Origin of the sequence: Mesorhizobium sp. LNJC405B00 (genome assembly GCF_000502615.1) — a bacterium.
GTDB lineage: Bacteria > Pseudomonadota > Alphaproteobacteria > Rhizobiales > Rhizobiaceae > Mesorhizobium.
Genome location: NZ_AYWC01000009.1, coordinates 300,265 through 319,947, shown reverse-complemented (window position 1 = coordinate 319,947; position 19,683 = coordinate 300,265). Strand labels below are relative to the sequence as shown.

The 19,683-nt window shown below is 63.3% G+C and carries 19 protein-coding genes; 8 read left to right on the top strand and 11 right to left on the bottom strand.

Going from position 1 to position 19,683, the window contains the following annotated elements:
* Nucleotides 1-26: 26 nt before the first annotated feature.
* A complete protein-coding gene (locus X756_RS147245) occupies nt 27-1,214 on the bottom strand; it encodes a glycine C-acetyltransferase (protein ID WP_023730499.1) in 1,188 nt (395 codons plus the stop codon).
* 309 nt (nt 1,215-1,523) lie between these two features.
* On the opposite strand from X756_RS147245, the gene X756_RS01000000165735 reads away from it, so the two are divergent.
* Together X756_RS01000000165735 and X756_RS1000000169965 are read left to right on the top strand one after the other, a co-directional pair.
* Entirely contained in the window at nt 1,524-3,317 is a 1,794-nt protein-coding gene (locus X756_RS01000000165735; protein WP_245264536.1) for a diguanylate cyclase, read from the top strand.
* Nucleotides 3,241-3,663, top strand: coding sequence for an EAL domain-containing protein (locus X756_RS1000000169965; RefSeq protein WP_245264535.1), 423 nt, complete (start codon nt 3,241-3,243; stop codon nt 3,661-3,663). The genes X756_RS01000000165735 and X756_RS1000000169965 overlap by 77 nt, the downstream gene beginning before the upstream one ends.
* A gap of 21 nt (nt 3,664-3,684) precedes the next feature.
* Here the strand turns inward: X756_RS1000000169965 and X756_RS147250 are convergent, their stop codons facing one another.
* Nucleotides 3,685-4,119: a MarR family winged helix-turn-helix transcriptional regulator gene (locus tag X756_RS147250; RefSeq protein ID WP_023682928.1), complete on the bottom strand. Its 435-nt coding sequence runs from the start codon at nt 4,117-4,119 to the stop codon at nt 3,685-3,687.
* 162 nt (nt 4,120-4,281) lie between these two features.
* On the opposite strand from X756_RS147250, the gene X756_RS147255 reads away from it, so the two are divergent.
* Nucleotides 4,282-4,689 (top strand): hypothetical protein, encoded by a 408-nt coding sequence (locus tag X756_RS147255; protein ID WP_023713072.1) that lies wholly within the window; start codon nt 4,282-4,284, stop codon nt 4,687-4,689.
* Between the two features lie 218 nt (nt 4,690-4,907).
* Here the strand turns inward: X756_RS147255 and X756_RS147260 are convergent, their stop codons facing one another.
* Nucleotides 4,908-6,953, bottom strand: a complete 2,046-nt coding sequence (locus X756_RS147260; protein WP_023730498.1) for an NADH:flavin oxidoreductase — start codon at nt 6,951-6,953, stop codon at nt 4,908-4,910.
* A 140-nt stretch (nt 6,954-7,093) separates the two neighbouring features.
* On the opposite strand from X756_RS147260, the gene queF reads away from it, so the two are divergent.
* Nucleotides 7,094-7,555, top strand: coding sequence for a preQ(1) synthase (gene queF / locus X756_RS147265; RefSeq protein WP_023730497.1), 462 nt, complete (start codon nt 7,094-7,096; stop codon nt 7,553-7,555).
* 219 nt (nt 7,556-7,774) lie between these two features.
* Here queF and X756_RS147270 read toward each other — a convergent pair whose 3' ends face one another.
* The 4 genes from X756_RS147270 to X756_RS147285 form a co-directional block, all read right to left on the bottom strand.
* Nucleotides 7,775-8,386: a hypothetical protein gene (locus X756_RS147270; protein WP_023682932.1), complete on the bottom strand. Its 612-nt coding sequence runs from the start codon at nt 8,384-8,386 to the stop codon at nt 7,775-7,777.
* Between the two features lie 4 nt (nt 8,387-8,390).
* Nucleotides 8,391-8,870 (bottom strand): DUF3828 domain-containing protein, encoded by a 480-nt coding sequence (locus X756_RS147275; RefSeq protein ID WP_023730496.1) that lies wholly within the window; start codon nt 8,868-8,870, stop codon nt 8,391-8,393.
* Between the two features lie 92 nt (nt 8,871-8,962).
* Entirely contained in the window at nt 8,963-10,612 is a 1,650-nt protein-coding gene (locus X756_RS147280; protein ID WP_023682934.1) for an ABC transporter substrate-binding protein, read from the bottom strand.
* Nucleotides 10,613-10,673: 61 nt separating this feature from the next.
* Nucleotides 10,674-12,224 carry a trimethylamine methyltransferase family protein gene (locus X756_RS147285; RefSeq protein WP_023730495.1) on the bottom strand — a complete coding sequence of 517 codons (1,551 nt, stop codon included), beginning with the start codon at nt 12,222-12,224 and terminating at the stop codon, nt 10,674-10,676.
* Nucleotides 12,225-12,313: 89 nt separating this feature from the next.
* Between X756_RS147285 and X756_RS147290 the strand changes: the two genes are divergently transcribed.
* Nucleotides 12,314-13,216, top strand: a complete 903-nt coding sequence (locus X756_RS147290; RefSeq protein ID WP_023730494.1) for a LysR substrate-binding domain-containing protein — start codon at nt 12,314-12,316, stop codon at nt 13,214-13,216.
* Nucleotides 13,217-13,490: 274 nt separating this feature from the next.
* Complete coding sequence (gene mutL, locus X756_RS147295; RefSeq protein WP_023730493.1) at nt 13,491-15,344, top strand: DNA mismatch repair endonuclease MutL; 1,854 nt, start codon at nt 13,491-13,493, stop codon at nt 15,342-15,344.
* 25 nt (nt 15,345-15,369) lie between these two features.
* On the opposite strand, the gene X756_RS147300 is transcribed toward mutL, so the two are convergent.
* Together X756_RS147300 and X756_RS147305 are read right to left on the bottom strand one after the other, a co-directional pair.
* Entirely contained in the window at nt 15,370-16,131 is a 762-nt protein-coding gene (locus X756_RS147300) for a hypothetical protein (protein ID WP_023730492.1), read from the bottom strand.
* Between the two features lie 109 nt (nt 16,132-16,240).
* The gene (locus X756_RS147305; protein WP_023730491.1) at nt 16,241-17,134 is read right to left on the bottom strand and encodes a DMT family transporter; all 894 of its coding nucleotides are present in this window, start codon (nt 17,132-17,134) and stop codon (nt 16,241-16,243) included.
* Nucleotides 17,135-17,226: 92 nt separating this feature from the next.
* On the opposite strand from X756_RS147305, the gene X756_RS147310 reads away from it, so the two are divergent.
* Nucleotides 17,227-18,153, top strand: coding sequence for a LysR family transcriptional regulator (locus tag X756_RS147310; protein ID WP_023730490.1), 927 nt, complete (start codon nt 17,227-17,229; stop codon nt 18,151-18,153).
* 17 nt (nt 18,154-18,170) lie between these two features.
* Here X756_RS147310 and X756_RS1000000168875 read toward each other — a convergent pair whose 3' ends face one another.
* The gene (locus X756_RS1000000168875) at nt 18,171-18,770 is read right to left on the bottom strand and encodes a hypothetical protein (protein ID WP_023730489.1); all 600 of its coding nucleotides are present in this window, start codon (nt 18,768-18,770) and stop codon (nt 18,171-18,173) included.
* Nucleotides 18,771-18,882: 112 nt separating this feature from the next.
* Here X756_RS1000000168875 and X756_RS147320 point away from each other — a divergent pair, with 112 nt between their 5' ends.
* Nucleotides 18,883-19,116: a DUF2093 domain-containing protein gene (locus X756_RS147320; protein ID WP_023694434.1), complete on the top strand. Its 234-nt coding sequence runs from the start codon at nt 18,883-18,885 to the stop codon at nt 19,114-19,116.
* Between the two features lie 60 nt (nt 19,117-19,176).
* Here the strand turns inward: X756_RS147320 and X756_RS147325 are convergent, their stop codons facing one another.
* Nucleotides 19,177-19,659: a hypothetical protein gene (locus X756_RS147325; protein WP_156941395.1), complete on the bottom strand. Its 483-nt coding sequence runs from the start codon at nt 19,657-19,659 to the stop codon at nt 19,177-19,179.
* Nucleotides 19,660-19,683 lie beyond the last annotated feature (24 nt).

The window sequence follows — 19,683 nt, the reverse complement described above, 5'->3', positions numbered from 1 at the left end:
CCCCACAAAGGAGGAGGGTAAAACTCTCAGCCAATCACGCCCAGTTCCTTGCCGACCGCCGCGAATGCCGCCACGGCGCGGTCGATGTCGGCGGTGGAATGCGCCGCCGACATCTGGGTGCGGATGCGCGCCTGGCCTTTCGGCACCACCGGGAAGGAAAAGCCGATAACATAGATGCCGCGCTTCAGCATACGCGCCGCCATTTCCTGCGCCAGGCTCGCATCGCCCAGCATCACCGGGATGATCGGGTGATCGGCGCCGGCCAACGTGAAGCCGAGCTTGCCCATCTCGGACCGGAAGCGCGCCGCATTGGCATAGAGGCGCTGGCGCAGGGCGTCGCCATTTCGGATCAGCTCGAACACCTTGATCGAGGCGCCGGCGATCGCCGGCATCAGCGTGTTGGAGAAGAGATAGGGCCGCGAGCGCTGGCGCAGCCAGTCGACCACCTGACTTTTGCCCGAGGTGTAGCCGCCCGAGGCGCCGCCCAGCGCCTTGCCGAGCGTGCCGGTGATGATGTCCACCCTGCCCTCGACGCCGCAATGTTCGGCCGAGCCGCGGCCGTTCTTGCCGACGAAGCCGACGGCATGGCTGTCGTCGACCATCACCATGGCGCCGTACTTTTCCGCGAGGTCGCAGACGCCTTTCAGATTGGCGATGATGCCGTCCATGGAGAACACGCCGTCGGTGGCGATCAGGCGGAAGCGGCAGTCTTTCGCCTCTTTCAGCCGCGCTTCGAGGTCGGCCATGTCGTTGTTGGCATAGCGGAAACGCTTGGCCTTCGACAGCCGCACGCCGTCGATGATCGAGGCATGGTTCAGCGCATCGGAGATGATCGCATCCTCCTCGCCGAGCAGCGTTTCGAACAGGCCGCCATTGGCGTCGAAGCAGGAGCCGTAAAGGATGGTGTCGTCCAGGCCGAGGAAGGATGAAATCGTTGATTCAAGCTGCTTGTGCTCTTCCTGCGTGCCGCAGATGAAGCGCACCGAGGCCATGCCGTAACCGTAGCGGTCGAGCGCGCCTTTGGCCGCGGTGCGCAACTCGGCGCTGTCGGCGAGGCCGAGATAGTTGTTGGCGCAGAAGTTCAGCACCTTGTCGCCGCCGACTTCGATCTCAGCCGACTGGGTCGAGGTGATCACCCGCTCGGATTTGTAGAGCCCGGCGGATTTCAGCCCTTGCAGTTCGTTGTCGATATGGGAGAGGAATGCCGCGCTCATGATCAGGTCCTGTTGAGATTGGCGCGACTGTCGCGCTACGCGCACTAAAAATCCACCGCAAAAGCGACCGCTTCGGTGGCGCGGCTGCCTCAACCCTGGCGTGATCCGATCGCATGGCCAGCATGCTAGAGTAGCAGGCACGCGAATACGGCCATGCCGCGAAAGAACATGATAACCATCTCGGCAGCTTTCGTTTACTGCGGAAGCAGCAGTTCCGCCGGCTTCCAAACCTGTTAACCCTTTCAAGGCAATGGTGTTCTTGCCACGAATCGGTGGCAGAAATCCGTCGACCGAGGGGTCACCTAGAATATGTCGCAGCAGCCGGCGCAAACCGTCTCGGGCAAACTCATCCTGCTGATCAAGAGCGGCTACTGGCTGGCGCTGCTGATCATCGCCGCCATGGTGATGGCCTCCTTCATCCTGCTGCAGCAGATGATGGCGGCGCAACAGCACAACCATACTCTGCTCGACATCGTCAGCACCCAGAAGGCGCTGTCGCAGCGCATTGTCTTTTTGACCAGCGCAACCGGCTCCGCCGCGCGTGACAAGCAGCCGGCCCTGGTTGCCGCGCTGAAACAGGCGACCGCCGAGTTCGAGACGAACTACGACCTGCTGCTCAAACAGACGGGAGCCGACCCACTGTCGCCAGCATTGTCCGATCCAAAGTCGATCGAGAGCGTCCTTTACGGCAAGCCGTTCCACCTCGACTATTTCTCGGTCGGGCTGGTCGCCAATGGCGAAAGGCTGATCTCGTCCTTCGAATCCCAGCTCTCCGGCAATGCCGCCTACAAGGGCGGCGGCGAGCGCGTCAATCTCGATGCTTCCGTCGCCAATGCGACGCTGTCGGGTTATGCCGCGCTCGGCCAACGCATCGCCGCATTCGCAGACGAGCGGTCGGAAAAGCTCCTCGATCTCCATCGCACCTTGTTCTACGCCACCATCGGCGTCATCGTCCTGGTGGCGCTTTTCATCTTCCGGCCGATGTCGAAGGCGATCCTGCGCAAGACGCACGAGCTTGTCGATGCCCGCAACTCGATGGCCTTCATCGCCGTACATGACGGGCTGACCGGCCTGCACAACCGCACCTTCCTGACCGACCACTTCGAAACGCTGATCAAGGGCGCGCATCGCCGGCGCGAGAGGCTGGCGGTCATCCAGCTCGACCTCGACCGGTTCAAGCAGATCAACGACACACTCGGCCACGCCGCCGGCGACTATGTGCTGGTCGTCACCGCGCAGCGCATGCGCGATTCCTGCCGTGCGTCGGATCTCTGCGCGCGCCTTGGCGGCGACGAATTCGTGATGATCCTCAATGGCGCCGGCGGCCCCGAGGACATCAACATGCTGGCCCGGCGCATCCTGGAGGAGATCAACGAGCCGATTACCTTCCAGGGCACGACCATCCTTCCAGGGGCCAGCGCCGGCATTGCCGTCTATCCCATCGACGCCGACAATGCCGAGGATCTGCTCGTCCACGCCGACCTCGCGCTCTATTCCGCCAAAAAGCTCGGCGGCGGCAGCTTCTCGTTCTTCTCCGAGGAACTCAGGCGCGAGCTAGACTACCGCAAGCAGCTCGAGCACGACATCAAGGTCGCGATTTCGGAGAACGCCTTCCAAGTCTATTTCCAGCCGCAGGTGTCGCTGAGCAACGGCGCCATCAGCGGCATCGAGGCGCTGGTGCGCTGGAAGCATGCCGAGCGCGGCATGATTGCGCCGGGCGAGTTCATTCCGGTCGCCGAAAAATGCGGCTTCATGCCCGAGATCGGCCGCATCGTCTTTACCAAGGCGATCGAGCAAGCAGCCGAATGGGATCGCGCCGGCATCGCTTTCGGCCGGCTTGCCGTCAACGTGTCCGGCACCGAGCTGCGCGAACCCGACTTCGACCGCTTCCTGTTCGCGACGCTGGAAAAGGCCGGCCTTGCTCCGCAGAAACTGTCGCTGGAAATCGTCGAATCCGTCATTCTCGACGACGAGAAGACGGGCATCGCGGCGAAGCTGCGCCACATCCGCGCTGCCGGCGTCCATCTTGAGCNTTCTCGACGACGAGAAGACGGGCATCGCGGCGAAGCTGCGCCACATCCGCGCTGCCGGCGTCCATCTTGAGCTCGACGATTTCGGCACCGGCTATGCCTCGCTCAGCCACGTCAATCCCAACGAGATCGACCGGCTGAAGATCGACCGCCGCTTCGTCCAGAACATCAACGAGAATGGCGACAACACCAAGATCGTGCGCGCCATCACCGAGCTGGCGCGCGGTCTCGGCATTTCGATCGTCGCCGAGGGCGCGGAAACCGAAGCCGAGCTCGATTCGCTGATGGCAATCGGCTGCGATCAGGTGCAGGGCTATTCCATCGCCTTCCCGATGCCGCAGGACAAAGCGCGCGAATGGCTGCTGGCGCGCAGCCCGAAGAAAGCCAAGCTGAAGGTGCTTCAGGGCAATTTAGCCTAGACTATTGCCCACCGGTGCCGGTCATTTGGCCGGCGCGACATTCGCCCGCAATGCCGCCAGCACCTCGGCGAACTCCGCCAGCCTGTCGTCCGGCAATCCCGCGCGCAGCCGCTTGTCGAAGATGAGAGCCGCCGCCCGCAGCTTCAGGAACATCGTTTCGCCCGCCTGCGTCAGTTCGACCAGATGAACCCGGCGGTTGTCCGGATCGCGGCGGCGCGTCAGCAAGCCTTGCGCCTCCATGGCGTTGAGATGGTGGGTGAGCGTGGCGCCCTGGATGCCGATCATGCCGGCAAGTTCGCGTTGGTTGGCAAGCTCGCTCGACTTGACCGAAAGCAAGGTCAGCCACACCGGCAGCGTGCCGCCGGCCTCGACCAAAGCGGCGTCAAAGGCCTGCGCCACCAGCTTGGAGGTGCGCGCGAGATTCATGCCGATTGGCGGACGGTCAAAGGGAGTCATGCGCCGACAGTAGAACAAGGCGCCGAGCGATGGAACGCGGCATTATACATTGACATCGAACCATTTGATACCTAACTATCATGCGTGTCGATCTACCCAGTTCGTATCATCCTGCATTCGACAGGGATCCGAGGACGGGCGGCGGGCAAGGAGGAAGCGGTCATGCAATATGTCTACATCGTCGTTATCGGCCTTCACGTCATGGCCGGTGTGTTCTGGGCCGGCACCACCATCACGCTTGCCCGCGACCCCGAGATCAGGGCGGAGCGCTTTATCGGACCGCAAATGGGCTCGGCCGGCATGGTGTTCGTGACCGGCGCCCTGCTCTGGTATTTCTTCCACGGCGCCTATTTCGGCTCGATGGAAATGGTGCTGGCGCTAGGCATCCTGGCCGCCTTCGCCGCTGCCGGCGTTCTCAGCGTCGTCGTCCGCAAGACCAGCCGGCAGCTTGCCGGCGCGGACGCCGCAACGGAAGCGGCGCTGCGCAGCAAAATGGCCCGCGGCGAGCGCATCGCCGCCTGGCTGCTGGTACTCACCGTGCTTTGCATGGCGACGGCCAGGATGATTTGAGCCCTGCCGCGCGTTGCCTCCCGGTTGAAGCATTCCGCGTCGTACGCCGCCTGGCTCCCGGGCGGTGGCGTACGCGGCGCGCAGTTCGGACGGATGTGCAAGGTGGCTCTCCGCACAGAGGTTTGGCTGCGCGCCACCCATCACTTTGATCGATCGAGTTGCGCCCGCCGGAAGGGTGAGATCGAGTTTTGGAACAAGCCGTAGGCCGCTTGTAAAGCTCACACCCGCAAGCCGAACCTGATGCCATCATAGATGGCCGCGTGGATGTTGCGCGAGGCGACCGCATCGCCGATGCGCAACAGCACGAAGCCGCCTTCGGGGTTGCGTGAAGGAAAAATATCGCCGCCGCCGACCAGCCGCTCGTAATCGACCGCGCCACCATTCTTCGACAGCGGTTTCAGCTGGAGATAGAGATCGTCGAGCGGCGCCGTGCCGTGCTCGACCACCACCTGGTCGACCCGCCTTTCGCCACGCCAGCCATCGGCAAAGTCGGAGGCGAGTTCGGCGACCAGTTGGTTGCCCTCGCGCCGTACCGAGCGCAGCCTGGTGTTGATGGTGATGGTGACGCCCTTCTCCTGGAAGGCGCGCATATAGGGCACGTGGTTCATGCCGCCCATTTCGGGGGCGAAGAAGCGCTCCGGCGAAACCAGCTCCAGTTTTGACCCTGCATTGGCGATCAGCTCCGCCGCGCCCATGCCCTGGTGGCCACCATTGTCGTCGAAGAGCAGCACGTTCTCCGCCGGCTTGACGCTGCCGGCCATGATGTCCCAGCTCGACGTGACGAGATTGTCGCCTGATGTCAGCGGCGGGTTCTGCGGCAGGCCGCCGGTGGCGATCACCACCACATCGGGCGACAGCGCCAGCACATCGTCCTGCTCGGCCCATGTATCGTAGCGGATCCCGACGCCGAGCCGGTCGAGTTCGGCCAGCCGCCAGTCGATGATGCCGATCAGTTCCTTGCGGCGCGGGTTCTGCGTCGCGAGCCGGACCTGGCCGCCGGCCTGACCGGAGGCTTCAAGCACCGTGACATGATGGCCACGTTCGGCCATGACGCGAGCTGCCTCGAGCCCGCCAGCGCCAGCGCCAACGACGACGACGTTCCGCCTGGGCCCCTCCGTCTTCAGGATGATATGCGGAATCTCGGCCTCGCGGCCGGTCGCGGCATTGTGGACGCACAGCGCCTCGCCGCCTTCATAGATACGATCGAGGCAATAGGTGGCGCCGACGCAAGGCCGGATCTCGTGCTCGCGGCCTTCCATGACCTTCTTGATGATGTGCGGGTCGGCGATATGGGCGCGGGTCATGCCGACCATATCGAGCTTGCCGGTTGCGATGGCGTGGCGCGCCGTGGCGACATCGGAAATCCGCGCCGCATGGAAGGTCGGGAATTTTGTTGCCGCCCTCACCTCGCCGGCGAAATCGAGATGCGGCGAAGAGCGCATGCCGGTCACCGGGATAACCTTGGTGAGCGCCGCGTCGCTTTCGATCGAGCCGCGGATGATGTTCAGGAAATCGACCTTGCCAGAATTGGCGAGCCGTCTCGCGATCTCGACGCCCTCGGCCTTCGACAGGCCTTTGTCAAAGTCCTCATCGGCGACCATGCGGATGCCGACGATGAACTTTTCATCGACGGCAGCCCGCACGGCATCCAGCACCATGTCGGTGAAGCGCAGCCGGTTGTCGAGCGAACCGCCGAACTCGTCGTCGCGATGGTTTGTGGCCGGCGACCAGAAGCCGTCCATCAGATGGCCGTAGGATTCGAACTCGATGCCGTCGAGGCCGGCCGCCTGGCAGCGCTGCGCAGCGGACGCATAGTCGGCGACGATGCGCTCGATGTCCCAGTCCTCGATGGTTTTCGGGAACGCGCGGTGCGCCGGCTCACGCACCGGCGAGGCCGACAGCACCGGCAGCCAGTCGGCCTTGTTCCAGCCGGTGCGGCGACCAAGATGGGTGATCTGGATCATCACCTTGCAGTCATGCTCGTGGCAGGCGTCCGCCAGTTCGGCCAGCCACGGCACGATGCGGTCGTCATAGACATGCAGATTGCCAAAGGCGGCCGGGCTGTCGCGCGAGACGATGGCCGAGCCCGCCGTCATGGTCAGCGCCATGCCGCCCTTGGCCTTTTCGGCATGGTAGAGCCGGTAGCGCTGTTTCGGCATGCCGTCCTCTGAATAGGCCGGCTCGTGGCTGGTCGACATCACCCTGTTCTTCAGCGTCAGGTGTTTGAGCTGGTAAGGCTGGAGAAGCGGGTCGTTGCTGGTCATCATCTTCCTGCCATTCCAGTTTGTGTCGGAGCAGCGCGCGCTGCTCCAGTTCTTGTCTTGAGCATCGAATTTATCCGAAAATCGCTGCACACTTTTTGATCCGATGCTAATGAGCGCGGAAAATCCCCAGGAAAACCACGATGATCGATACCAAAACCCTCACCCAGCTCGGCGCCCACGTCGAGACGCCACAGAGCCCGGAGACCGCGGTCCTGGAGACCGTGCCGTTCCAGCGCGGCGACGGACCGCCGGCGATGGTGCGCTTCACCTGCCCGGAATTCACCTCGCTCTGCCCGGTAACCGGACAGCCGGATTTCGCTCATATCGTCATCGACTACGCACCCGATGCCACCCTTGTGGAATCGAAGTCGCTCAAACTGTTTTTGACTTCGTTTCGCAACCATGGCGCTTTCCATGAAGACTGCACGGTGATGATCGGCCGCCGCATTGTGGCGGCAACGAAGCCGCTGTGGTTGCGCATAGGCGGCTATTGGTATCCGCGCGGCGGCATTCCGATCGATGTCTTCTGGCAGACCGGCGCTCCGCCCGAAGGCGCCTGGTTGCCCGACACCGGCGTTGCCCCCTATCGCGGAAGGGGCTGAAGCTATTTTGCGGAACTTTAGCGGGACAGCGCCCCCCTCTGTCCTGCCGGACATCTCCCGCACACGGGGGGAGATTGGCCGCCACATAGGCTTTAGCTAATCTCAAATGATGCGGAGCGGGCGAGACGCTGGAACTGCTGATCTCCCCCCGTGTGGGGGAGATGTCCGGCAGGACAGAGGGGGGCGCGAAGGATCGCAGGCGCTGACCCTCAATCAACATTATTCGCACTGATACTGGCTGAGCGCCCATTCACCGGTCACCGAAAGCAGATCGGATATCTTCCAGTCGCCGTCGACTTTCCTGAATTTCCATTCAAGGCGATGCGGGTTGCCGGCGACGACGAAGGCGACAATGACCTTGGCCTGGTCGCCATTGATCGCTTCGAGTGTCTTCAGGCTCTTATCGATCTCGGTCTTGTCATAGTCGGCATTGTCGAGCGCCATGTTGGGGTCGAGACATTCTCCCTGCCCGGATGTGCGCAACGCGTCGCTCTTGTCGAGAACCGTTTTTGCCGGGTCGATGAAGTGGCTGCGCTGCGCCGGATCGATCTCCAGTCCCACCTGATCGTAAAATGGCCGCACCACCGCCGTCGGGGATCCCGGCAGAATGGGTGCGGCCGGTGGGGCGTCGGCCGGCGGCCACCCAACCGGCGGTGTCGCCGGTTCCACCGCTGTCCCGGGTGGATTTGCGGGCGGTGCTGCGCCGGCCGGTGCCGTCACGGCCGGCGCATTGGCTGGCGGCGGGCCCAACAGGCCTTGTGCTGCGGCTGCGCTCATACCCACCGACAGCACGCACATGGGCGACAGCGCCAAGGCAAGACGGCGGAGCACGGGATCACTCCGGCGCTTTGTCGGGCATGCATTCCAGCGCGCTTAGCGTCCAGTTGCTGGTCTTGGAGGTGATGTCGGCGACCTTCCATTTGCCGTCGATTTCCTTCAGCGACCACAGCCTTTCGCGTTTAGAATCATCGCCTTCCGCAAAAAGGCTGAAGGTGGCGGTGACTTCGGCCGTATCGCCATTGACGGTCTCGGCCAGCTTTAATGTCTTGGCAATCGACTTCTGGTCGAAATCCTGGGCGTCGAGGCCGGGATCGAAGTCGAGGCAGGCGACTTCGTCGGGCTTGTTCTTCGTTGCCTGGTCGTTGAGATCGAACAGCTTGGTCACCGGCTCGGTGAAGCGGTCGCGGTACTTTGCATCTCCCTCGAATTTCACCTCGGGCAGATAAAAGAACTTGACGGCGTTGGAAGCCGGCCCGGCCAGCACTGTCGCTGGCAAGGCAATCGAAAAGACAGCGGCAAGCACTATCGGTTTCATGCAGGATCTCCGGACGTTTGGCGGCAAGGTGCAATACCAGACATCCTGCATATCGGTTTTTTTGCGGCTCATGAAGCCCCGGCTGCACCGTCTCAGCCATCCAGCCAGACGTTCTGCAGGTCCATCTCGAAGGTCTGGTGGACGCCGTAGTTCTTCACCTTCTTGTTCATGTGGCTGTAGAGCTTCTGCCAGAAGGGTTGAATGATGACGCCGGAATCCTGCAGGATCTGCTCGACATCCTTCATCACCTCACGCCGTTTCTCCACGTCGATCAGCGACAGCGCCTGCTTCAGCTTGGCGTCGAAGTCCGGGTTGGAATAGGCCGATTCATTCCAGGCTTCGCCGGTGCGATAACCAAGCGCCAGCACCTGGACGCCAAGCGGGCGCATGTACCAGATGGTCATCGAATAGGGATACTTCGTCCAGTCGTTCCAGAAGGTCGAGCCCGGCAGCACCGTGCGCTTCACCTTGATGCCGGCGTCGCGCAGCTGGCCCGCAATCGCGTCGCCGGTGTTCTTCTGCCAATCGTCCTCGACGGTGATCAGCTCGTGCTCGAAATCGGCCTGCCCTGCGTCCGCCATCAGCTTCTTGGCGCCGGCCGCGTCGCGCGTCTTCTTGGGCAGCGCGAAATATTCAGGATGGATAGGGCTGACATGGTGGTTTTCACCGACCGTCCCTCGCCCGGCATAGCCGAGTTCCAGCACCGCATTGTTGTCGACCGCCATCTGCAGCGCGTTGCGCACCCGCTGGTCGTCATAGGGCTTGTGGGTAACGTTCGTGCGGGCAACCAGCGTGGTTGCCGTCGCAACCTCGGACTTCTCCAGCCCCATCTTATCCAGGATGTCGATGAAGTCGGCCGGCGTCTCGAAATTGAGGTCTATCTCGCCGGATTCGAAGGCGTTGATCGAAGCGTTGAAGTCGGTGCCGTAGTCGATGAACTCGACGCTGTCGAGCGGCGCTTCACCACCCCACCACTTGCCGTTTTCACGACGCTTGACCACCGCCTTCTGGCCGACATCGTAGGAGACCAGTTCGAACGGGCCCGTGCCGATCGGCTTCTTGACCGGGTCGGCGCCTTCGGCGTCGAAATTGCGGTGGACGACGAGCGCGGGATAATCGGTGAGGTTCGGGATCAGCGAAATGTCGGGCGCGCTGAGCGTCAGCTTGACCGTATTGTCGTCGACCTTGGCGATCGCGCCTTCCCTGGCCTTGCCCGACTTTTCGTCGATCAGCCCGCCGACGCGAGCGGCCATGGAGTTGCCGGCGACCTTCTTCTCGCACCAGCGGGTAACATTGAAGACCACGTCATCGGCGTTGAAAGCATCGCCATTGTTCCAGGTAATGCCCTTGCGCACATGCAACGTGTATTCCGTGGCGTCGTCATTGATGTCCCAGCTTTCGAGCAGCACTGGCTCGAAGGTGAATTCCCTGGTGTAGCGGACCAGCGGCTCCAGCCAGCAGCGCGAGATGTTGGCGAGTTCCACCCAGTCATAGGTGCGCGGATCTTTTTGGGCCTTGACCGACATCGATATGTGCAGCGTGCCGCCCTTCTTCGGCTCCTCGGCAAAAGCCTGTCCCGGCGCGGCAAGGCCGATCATGCCGTAGGCCAGCGCCGTCGATGCGCCGAACGCACTTGCCAATGCAAGAAACTCGCGCCGGTCCATACGGCCAGCACGCGTCTCTTGCGCCATCGCCTCGATGGCCGTTGGCACGCGATCGCCATTGCTTTTGAAAAGTGTCATGTCTTTCTCCCTTGCGGTTCCCATCGGGTCTTCGCCCGTTATCAACTCATTCGTCGTTCTCTTAGCTAACGCTGTCGGGCAGCCTCTCTTCGCGCTGCGCGATAAAGTCCCTGAGGCCCTCGGCAATGCCCTCATCGAGTTTCGGCTCTTCATAGTCGGCCAGCATGTTGCGGGCTTTCTCGCGGCCGCGCGTGTCGTGGTCCTTCGCCCCTCCAGCCTTCCATTGTTCGTAGGAGTTGAAATCCATGATGGTGGGCATGAAGAATGCCGACTCGTAATGATCGAGCGTGTGCTGGGTGCCGAGGAAATGGCCCTGCGGCCCGACCTCGCGGATCGCCGCCATGGCCTCCTTGAAGTCGTCGAACGGCAGGCCGCCGGCATATTTGTACCAGCCGACAAGCTGCTCGCAGTCGGTGGCGAATTTCGAATAGCCGCAGGTCAGCCCGGCCTCCAACCAGCCGGCGGAGTGCCAGATATAATTGGCGCCGGCGAGGATGGCGGCATGCATCAGCATGTTGGATTCATAGCCGGCCTGGGCGTCGTTGAGCTTGGAGCCGACATGGAAGCCGGAGGTTCGCCAGGGCAGCTTGTATTTCCGCGCCAGCGCGCCCATTAGATACATCATCTGGGCGGCTTCCGGTGTGCCGCCCATCGGCGCGCCGGTCTTCATGTCGACCGTCACCATGAACTGGCCGTAGATTTGCGGCGAACCAGGACGCAGCAGCTGGGTGAAAGCGACACCGGCCAATGCTTCGGCATTGACCTGCGCCACCGCGCCGACGGCCGAGGCCGAAGTCGATGCGCCGCACAGCGCAAAGGGCGCCAGGATCAGCGGCTGATTGCTGCGCGCATAGACCTTCATCGCGTCCAGCATGGTGGCGTCCCACACCAGCGGCGAGTTGCAGTTGGTAATCGACACCAGGACCGGGTTGTCGCGGACGAACTCCTCGCCGAAGACGATGCCCGCCATCGCCATCGTGTCTTCGGCGCGATCTTTGGAAGTAACGATGCCCATGAACGGCTTGTCGGAGTGCTTCAGCGCCGAATGGATGATGTGGAGATGCCGTTTCGGCACCGCGATCTCCATCGGCTCGCAGATGATCGAACTCGACGAATGCAGCGCCGGGGCCATGTAGGCGAGCTTGTGAAAATTGTTGAGGTCTTCAAGCGTGCCATAACGCCGGTTGTTGTCGAGGTCGCGCACGTAAGGCGCGCCATACATCGGCACGAAGATGGAGTTCTTGCCGCCGACGCGCACGGTGCGCTCGGGATTGCGCGCGTTGAGGGTGAACTCGGAAGGAACCTTCGCGACCAGTTCCATCAGCAGAGCGCGATCGATGCGGACACGCGTCTCGGAGATGTCGGCGCCCGCCGCCTTCCACATGGCGATCGCCTCGTCGTCGCGGAATTCGCAACCGACCTCTTCGAGGATGGCGAGCGACTCCTGGTGGATAAGTTCCACCGCCTCGTCCGGGACCATCTGGTAGGTGGGAATCTCGCGGACCAGCGTTGGGAACGAGGTGACGGGGGCGCTCCTCAGCGCCTTGCGTCCGAGGCGACCGCCGCCGCGGCGGTGGGTTTGCTCGGTCAGTTCAGCGGCCGGTGCGTTCATGGAGCCTCCTCATTCCGTCCAACCAAGTTAGCGAGAGGAAATATGGATGTGACGCTGGAAAATCCTGATCTCTTGTATAAGCTCAGCTTATGCGAAGCCTGCGCCACCTCCTGCCCTCGGCCGGCAGCCTGATCGTCTTCGAGGCGGCGGGCCGGCTGTCGAGCTTCACCGCTGCCGGGCGCGAGCTCGGCATGACGCAGGCCGCCGTCTCCTATGCGGTGCGCGGGTTGGAGGAACAGCTTAGCGCGCAGCTGTTCCAGCGCCGCCACCGCCAGGTCGTCCTGACAGAAGCGGGCGAACGCTTCCATGCCGACGTCTCGCTCGGTCTGTCGCATATCCGCAAATCGGCCGAGGATCTGCGCCTGCAGGCGAGCGGCGGCCATGTCACGCTGGCGGCGTCGACCGCCTTCGGCTCGTTCTGGATGATGCCGCGCCTGCAGCAGTTCCGCGACGAACTGCCGGGCATCGACTTGCGCATCCAGACCGCCGACCGTGATCTCGACATCATCGCCGAGGGCATCCCGCTCGCCGTTCGCGGCGGCGAACCGCGCGACTGGGCCGATTATCATTCGCTGCCGCTGGCCGACGAGGAGATTTTTCCGGTGGTTGGCGCCAGCTATCTCGCGAAATTCGGCATGCCAAGGAGCGTCGCGGAGCTGGCGACGCATCGCCTGATCCACCTCGAGGAGCCCTACCGCGAGGCGGCTAGCTGGGACGAATGGTTCCAGTCTGCGGGCGGCAGGCTCGACAACACCGCGCGCGGCCTGCGCATCAACGATTACGGCCTCGTGATCCAGGGCGTCATGGAGGGCCAGGGCATCGCGCTCGGCTGGCGGCATCTGGCCGAACGGCTCCTGGCGTCGGGGCTGCTGGTGCCGGTGACCGACCATGTGCTGAGAACCGGCAAGGCGTTCTATGTGGTTTGGCCGAAGAACCGGGAGTTGAGAGAGAATGCGCGGAAAGTCAGGGACTGGCTGGCGGCGCAGGCTTGAAATCGGTTGCAGCGTAGTCACTATCGCGGAGTTCCTTCACACCCCCCTCTGTCCTGCCGGACATCTCCCCCGGAAGGGGGGAGATTGGCAGTTCATATGTCGCGTCACCCTTCAAGCATTGAAGATTGGCGAAAGCCGTCGTGACATCTGATCTCCCTCCTTGCGGGGGAGATGGCCGGCAGGCCAGAGGGGGGTGCTGTCCCGCTGGCGTCTCCAATGTCCGGCATTCATTGAAGCCTTCCGCACACCCTTCGAATCCGCCTATAATACCCCCATGCCCATTCGCCAGCTTTCCGAAACGATGATCAACCAGATCGCCGCCGGCGAGGTCATCGAGCGTCCGGCGAGCGTGGTGAAGGAACTGGTCGAAAACGCGCTCGACGCCGGCGCCTCCCGCGTCGAGGTCGTCACTGCCGGCGGCGGGCTGAACCTGATCCGCGTCACCGATGACGGCTCCGGTATCCCCGAACCGGAGCTGGCGCTGGCGATCGCGCGCCACTGCACGTCCAAGCTTGCCGACAACATTCACGATATCCGCTCGCTCGGCTTCCGTGGCGAGGCATTGCCGTCAATTGGTTCGGTGTCGCGGCTGTCGATTCGTTCGCGCACGGCATCGGGCGACGCAGCCGCCGAGATCGGCATCGAGGGCGGCCGGGTTTCGGCGGTCAAGCCGGCGGCTGCCAACCGCGGCACCACGGTCGAGGTGCGCGACCTGTTCTTCGCCACGCCGGCCCGGCTCAAGTTCATGAAGGGCGAGCGCGCCGAAAGCTCGGCCACCGGCGATGTGATCAAGCGCATCGCCATCGCCTTCCCTGCGGTGCGCTTCACGCTGGCCGGCTCCGACCGCTCGACGCTGGAGTTGCCGGCAACCGACGACACAGCGGAAGGCAGGCTGCGCCGCGTCGCGCAGGTCATGGGCGCCGAGTTCCCCGACAATTCCGTCGCTATCGACGCCGGCCGGGACGGCGTGCACCTGACCGGCCACGTCTCGATCCCGTCCTTCACCCGCGCCAACGCGCTGCAGCAATATGCCTATGTCAACGGCCGTCCGGTGCGCGACAAGCTGATTGCCGGCGCCATTCGCGGCGCTTTCGCCGATGTGCTGCCGCGCGACCGGCACGCGGTGACCGTGCTGTTCCTGACGCTCGATCCGGCGACCGTCGACGTCAACGTCCACCCGGCCAAGGCCGATGTGCGCTTTCGCGACCCCGGCCTGGTGCGCGGGCTGATCGTCGGCGCCATCCGCGAGGCTCTGGCCAATGCCGGCATCCGCGCCGCCACCAGCGGTGCCGCCGGGATAGTGGCGGCGTTCCGGCCGGGAGCCGCCTCCTACGCCCATGCGGGTCCTGCCAACGGTCATCGCAGTTATGACGCGGCCTACCGGGCCTCGGGCTTTTCGGGCTTTGACCGCTCGCCACAGCGGCCGCTGGATATGGGATTTGACGGCGCCGGCTTCCGCGAAAACGACCAGGCTGCATTCGACGCCGGTCCGCTCGCCAGCGCCGATGCGCGTGCCGGCTCAGCCGAGCCGGCCGAGACGCTGCTCGGCACCGCGCTGGGCGCCGCCCGCGCGCAGGTCCACGAGAACTACATCGTCGCCCAGACGAGGGATTCGCTTGTCATCGTCGACCAGCACGCGGCGCATGAGCGGCTGGTCTACGAGGCGTTGAAGAATGCCCTGCACTCGCGCGCGGTGCCCTCGCAGATGCTGCTCTTGCCGGAGATCGTCGACCTGCCGGAGGAGGACGCCGAGCGGCTGGCCGTGCATTCCGAAACGCTGGCCCGGTTCGGCCTCGGCATTGAGCGTTTCGGTCCCGGCGCGGTGGCGGTGCGCGAGACGCCGTCCATGCTCGGCGAAACCAATGTCCAGCAATTGGTGCGCGACCTTGCCGACGAGATCGCCGACAACGATACCGTCGAGACGCTGAAAGAGCGGCTGGACAAGATCGCCGCCACCATGGCCTGCCATGGCTCGGTGCGCTCCGGCCGGCTGCTCAAGGCCGAGGAGATGAACGCACTGCTGCGACAGATGGAGGCGACTCCCGGCTCCGGCACCTGCAACCACGGCCGCCCGACCTATATCGAACTCAAGCTCGCCGACATAGAGCGGCTGTTTGGGCGGCGGTGAGCACAAGCCAGGTCAGGCCACACGCTCAATTCACCAACAGGCGACAATCCTTGAACCTATGAGAGAAAACGTAATCCCTTGAGTAACCGGCGCTACCGCCGCGAAAATTCACGGAGATTATCTCGAAGCTTCTCCCAACCTGTTTTTGAACATTCATGTAGATGGGAGTCATCAGCATGCCGGCATCGCAATCGTCGTCATCGAAAGCGATTGCCTGAACGACCTTCTTTTTCTTCTTATCGATGACCCGCAGCTTATTCATGCAGACGAGAAAGCCCGCTTTCTCGTAGACCCCGGCAAATCTGTGGGTTGCTGTCTGCGCCCAGAAGGGAATCTCGACGGTGCCGTCAACCTTCGCCTCACCGGTATCGTCGAGGCTTGCGACCTTCTTCAGCGTGATCGGGAACTTGTCCGAGCCCTTGCTCCAAGTCCCTGTTGCGCCGCTTTCGCCAAGGTCGAGAGAAAACGGACATCCGGTGGTGCCAACGGGCGTTTTCGATCCCATGACCAGCACCCGGTCGAACTGCCTGTCGTCCGCAATCTCGCAAAGGAAGACGCTGGTGCCACTGATCTTGCCGTACACCGCTATCGGGCTTTGCTTCGCGTCGTGGAAATAGCTCCCCTCGACCGTAATCCCGCTGCCGAAACTGTCATATCTCTGCAGCGATAGGTGGACGGGGTTAGGTCCGATGGAGCCTTCGTAGTTTTCGACCTGATACCAGCCCGCGGCGGCTTTCCCGGTCAGCAGCAAAACGCAAAAAATTGCCAATATGAACAGTCTTCCCATTCCGTCCCCAGTGAAGGCAGCGTACCATAGCTGTCCTTCCTCTGGGTTGTCTGCATTCTGATGGAAGCGGTTCTCGGTTTGAGTCCGAAAAAAGCTCAAATCATTTGTTTTAACGCTTTAAATTCACCACGATCACGCCGCCGAGGGCCAACGCACCGCCGATTATGCCGAGCAGCGTCGGCACTTCGCCCAGCCAGAAAAAGCCGATCAGGGCCGACATGGGCGAGACCAGATAGAGGAAGTTCGAGGCGCGCGCTGCCGGAAGACGCGACAGTGCGGTTGCCCAGGCGGCATAGGCGATCAGGCTGGGCACGATGCCAAGAAAGATCACGGCGCCGATACCGGCCGTGTTGGCGACCGCGGCCTGCGCAAAGCCGCTCGGCAGAAAGGGTGCCAGGCAAAGAGCGCCAAGGATCATGTTCGAGGCCGAAATGGTCAGCGGGTGATGGCGGGCAAAGAGCGGCTTCTGGACGATCGTGTTGACGGCCGAGCACAGCGCGGAGCCAAGAACCAGCAGCGCGCCGGTGTCGAAACTCAAGCCATTGCCGTCAGCCACAGCGATGATGCCGATGCCGGCGAAAGAAATCGCCGTGCCGAACCAGGCCCAGCTTGAGAAGCGCTCGCCGAGCAATGCCATTGCCATGATGGCGGTGAAGATCGGGCTGACATTGATGATGAAACCGGCGGCACCCGCCGAAACCGTCAATTCGCCGAAATTGAGCATGACAGTGTAGAGCGCGACGAAGATGGCGCCGCCAAACACCAGGCGCCACACTTCGTCGAGCCTCGGCAGCGCCGGGCGCTTGACGGCAAGAAAGATCGCCGCCGGCACCGCGGCAATGGCAAAGCGCAGCGCACCGAGTTCCAGCGGCCCGAAAGCGGCGAGGCCGGCACGGATCGCGGGAAAGGCCGAGGCCCAGCCAACCACCGTCAAGGCCACGGCGATGGCCGCCGTGGTGTCCATCCGCTGTGTCGGATTCGACGTGCTGGTCGTTGCGCTCATCTGCCTGTCCTCGGGTTCCCAGAGTGTTGAAAGGCAGAAGGCGCCTTTTCGGCGCCGTTGACAAACGATCAAATCGAGGATCACCTGTGACTATGGATCACAACTCAGACACAATGGTGCCGCTCGAGACCCTGCGCGCCTTCGATGCGGCGGCGCGAACGGGGAGCTTTTCGGCCGCGGCCGAGAAGCTCAACATCACCCACGGCGCCGTCAGCCGGCAGATCGCCAAGCTGGAGGACTGGCTGGGCTTGAAAGTGTTCGACCGCGGCGCGCGCGGCGTCTCGCTGACCATCGAGGGCAACCGCCTGCATCTGCGCACGGCGGAAGCCTTTGCGCTGATCTCCAGCCATTCCGACCGCTGGGTCGAGCCGCGCGGCACCGCCGTGGTGCGGCTGACCTCGATACCCTCCGTCAGCGGGCTGTGGCTGATGCCACGCATGGCGGCGCTGGAGAACAATCCCACCAAGCTGCGCATCGTGCTCGACGTCGACATCCGCCAGGCCGACCTTGCCGATGAAGGCATCGACCTGTCGGTCCGCTGCGGCCGCGGCGGCATTCCGGGCCGCATCTCGGTGAAGCTGTTCGAGGAACATGTCTTTCCCGTCGCCGCGCCCGGCCTTGCCCGCGAGATCGGCCGCGGCGACCCGGCCCGGCTGCTGAGGTTTCCACTGATCAACGATTCCGACGCCTCCGGCTGGCGTGCCTGGTTTGCCGCGCAAGGGATGGACTACCGCCCGCGCCCGCAGGATCGCCGCTTCGAGGACTATAATCTGGTGCTCGACGCTGCCGCCTATGGGCTCGGCATCGCGCTGGCACGGCCGCCGCTGACCGGACACCAGTTGGAGGCAGGCCGCATCGTCGCCGTTGACGAGCGCACGGCGCTGAACCCGGTGTCGTACTGGCTCGACCGGCCGCTGGGGCGGCCACGCACGGCTGCCGCCGAACTTTCACGCCGTATCGCTGTCGAGGCGGGGCTGGCGATGGACAAGATGGAAGCATTCCTCGAAGCCGAGCGATAGCGGCGATCGTTCGGTGCTCAGCGAAGCACCAGCAGGGCTAGCCCGACAATGGCGACGGCCAGAAACCCGGTTGCCAGCGCCATCAGACCGACACGCGTCTGCTTTCGGCCTTGCGGCTGGGCCGCATCATTCGGCCCAGACGTCGCCTGCTCCCGCTTCATTGGCATATCGGTGGTGGCAGCCCGGCGCTGCGGCGAAACCACGGGTGCGAGAAGCGCAAACCAGGGCAGTCCTGCGGGCTTTGCGGCAGCGCCATCTTCGGCCTTGGCCGACGGCAGCGGCAGACCGCGCTGTGTGTCGTCATTTGCCGGCGAGACCGCAACGACCCTTGTCGGCGCGACCTTGTCTGGCGCCTCGACGCCAGGTTCAGCAAGGGCCAGATAGGCTTGCAGGACCTCGGCAGAACCCGTCTGCTGCCCCTTTGCGGTGGCTGCGGACAACAGCGCCTGCAGCGCCGGCGCCGCAGCCTGCTGCAAAGGCGCGCCGGACGGCGTCGGCGGCTGCACCAGCGCCTTTATAAGTGCTGCTTTCGCCGGATCGGCCTTCGCCGACGGCAACGCTGCCAACATCATGGCCTCACGCAGCAGCGCGGTCAGGCGGGCGGATGAAATGTCCATACCGGTCCCATAAGAATGGTTTGGAGCGACAATAGCGCCTCAGCATTGCGTCAAGCTTGACCTTGCCGGCAATTTATGGCGATGAAATCAGCATGAACCTTGGCACCACTCCATGATGAACCGCTTCGAAGGCCCCGGCGGCAAGGAAGCCCGTATCCGCTATCTCGACGGCGACTTCCAGGTCACCAGCCCCGGCGCCTTCGTGCGCTGCGCGGTGACCGGCGAGAGCATTCCGCTGGACGAGCTCAAATATTGGAGCGTCGCCAGGCAGGAGCCCTATGTCAGCGCCGCCGCCTCGCTGCGCCGCGAGATCGAGATGCATCCGGACCTGCGCAGCCGGGGCTAGATCGGCACACCGGAAAGCAAGGCTCACCGTCGATCTGATTTTCCTGGAACGCCTGCAGGACTATGGCTTTGAGGATGCCGGCGCGTTTTCGACCGAAAAGTCGAATTTATGAACAAGCCGATCTCCGACAAGCACTTTGATGGAATACGGCCCGATCGGATCACCCTCGGCCATGCACCAGCCATGCGAGATCCATCCGTCCTGCGGTTTGTAGAACATGGTCGTCTCGGAGACCCTTCGATTGCCCGATAGCTTGCTCAAGCTGTATTCGTTTCCGTCGATACCACCCCACTGCCTGGGCTCCGCGGGAAGCGCGAACACCTCGGTGACCGATACCAGTCTGTCGCCTTGCGCCAGACGTACGCGCCATTCAAAGCAGGCGCTATCGGGGATAAGCGGTACAATGTTTGAGGGCCGAACGTGGGTAGCACCGTCCGCTTCGGTGACCGAGACCAGAAATTCGCTGTCGGTCGCGGTGGGTGCCTGCGCCGAAGATGGGTTCGCCATCGCCACAAGAACAAAGCCCACAAAGAGTGCCCGCAACCTAACCATTCCACCCCCCGCGCT

Coding starts and splice junctions, on each gene's coding strand:
- X756_RS147245 (WP_023730499.1), bottom strand. CDS start 1,214: ATGAGCGCGGCATTCCTCTCCCATATCGACAACGAACTGCAAGGGCTG.
- X756_RS147250 (WP_023682928.1), bottom strand. CDS start 4,119: ATGACTCCCTTTGACCGTCCGCCAATCGGCATGAATCTCGCGCGCACC.
- X756_RS147255 (WP_023713072.1), top strand. CDS start 4,282: ATGCAATATGTCTACATCGTCGTTATCGGCCTTCACGTCATGGCCGGT.
- X756_RS147260 (WP_023730498.1), bottom strand. CDS start 6,953: ATGACCAGCAACGACCCGCTTCTCCAGCCTTACCAGCTCAAACACCTG.
- queF (WP_023730497.1), top strand. CDS start 7,094: ATGATCGATACCAAAACCCTCACCCAGCTCGGCGCCCACGTCGAGACG.
- X756_RS147275 (WP_023730496.1), bottom strand. CDS start 8,870: ATGAAACCGATAGTGCTTGCCGCTGTCTTTTCGATTGCCTTGCCAGCG.
- X756_RS147280 (WP_023682934.1), bottom strand. CDS start 10,612: ATGACACTTTTCAAAAGCAATGGCGATCGCGTGCCAACGGCCATCGAG.
- X756_RS147285 (WP_023730495.1), bottom strand. CDS start 12,224: ATGAACGCACCGGCCGCTGAACTGACCGAGCAAACCCACCGCCGCGGC.
- X756_RS147290 (WP_023730494.1), top strand. CDS start 12,314: ATGCGAAGCCTGCGCCACCTCCTGCCCTCGGCCGGCAGCCTGATCGTC.
- mutL (WP_023730493.1), top strand. CDS start 13,491: ATGCCCATTCGCCAGCTTTCCGAAACGATGATCAACCAGATCGCCGCC.
- X756_RS147300 (WP_023730492.1), bottom strand. CDS start 16,131: ATGGGAAGACTGTTCATATTGGCAATTTTTTGCGTTTTGCTGCTGACC.
- X756_RS147305 (WP_023730491.1), bottom strand. CDS start 17,134: ATGAGCGCAACGACCAGCACGTCGAATCCGACACAGCGGATGGACACC.
- X756_RS147310 (WP_023730490.1), top strand. CDS start 17,227: ATGGATCACAACTCAGACACAATGGTGCCGCTCGAGACCCTGCGCGCC.
- X756_RS1000000168875 (WP_023730489.1), bottom strand. CDS start 18,770: ATGGACATTTCATCCGCCCGCCTGACCGCGCTGCTGCGTGAGGCCATG.
- X756_RS147320 (WP_023694434.1), top strand. CDS start 18,883: ATGATGAACCGCTTCGAAGGCCCCGGCGGCAAGGAAGCCCGTATCCGC.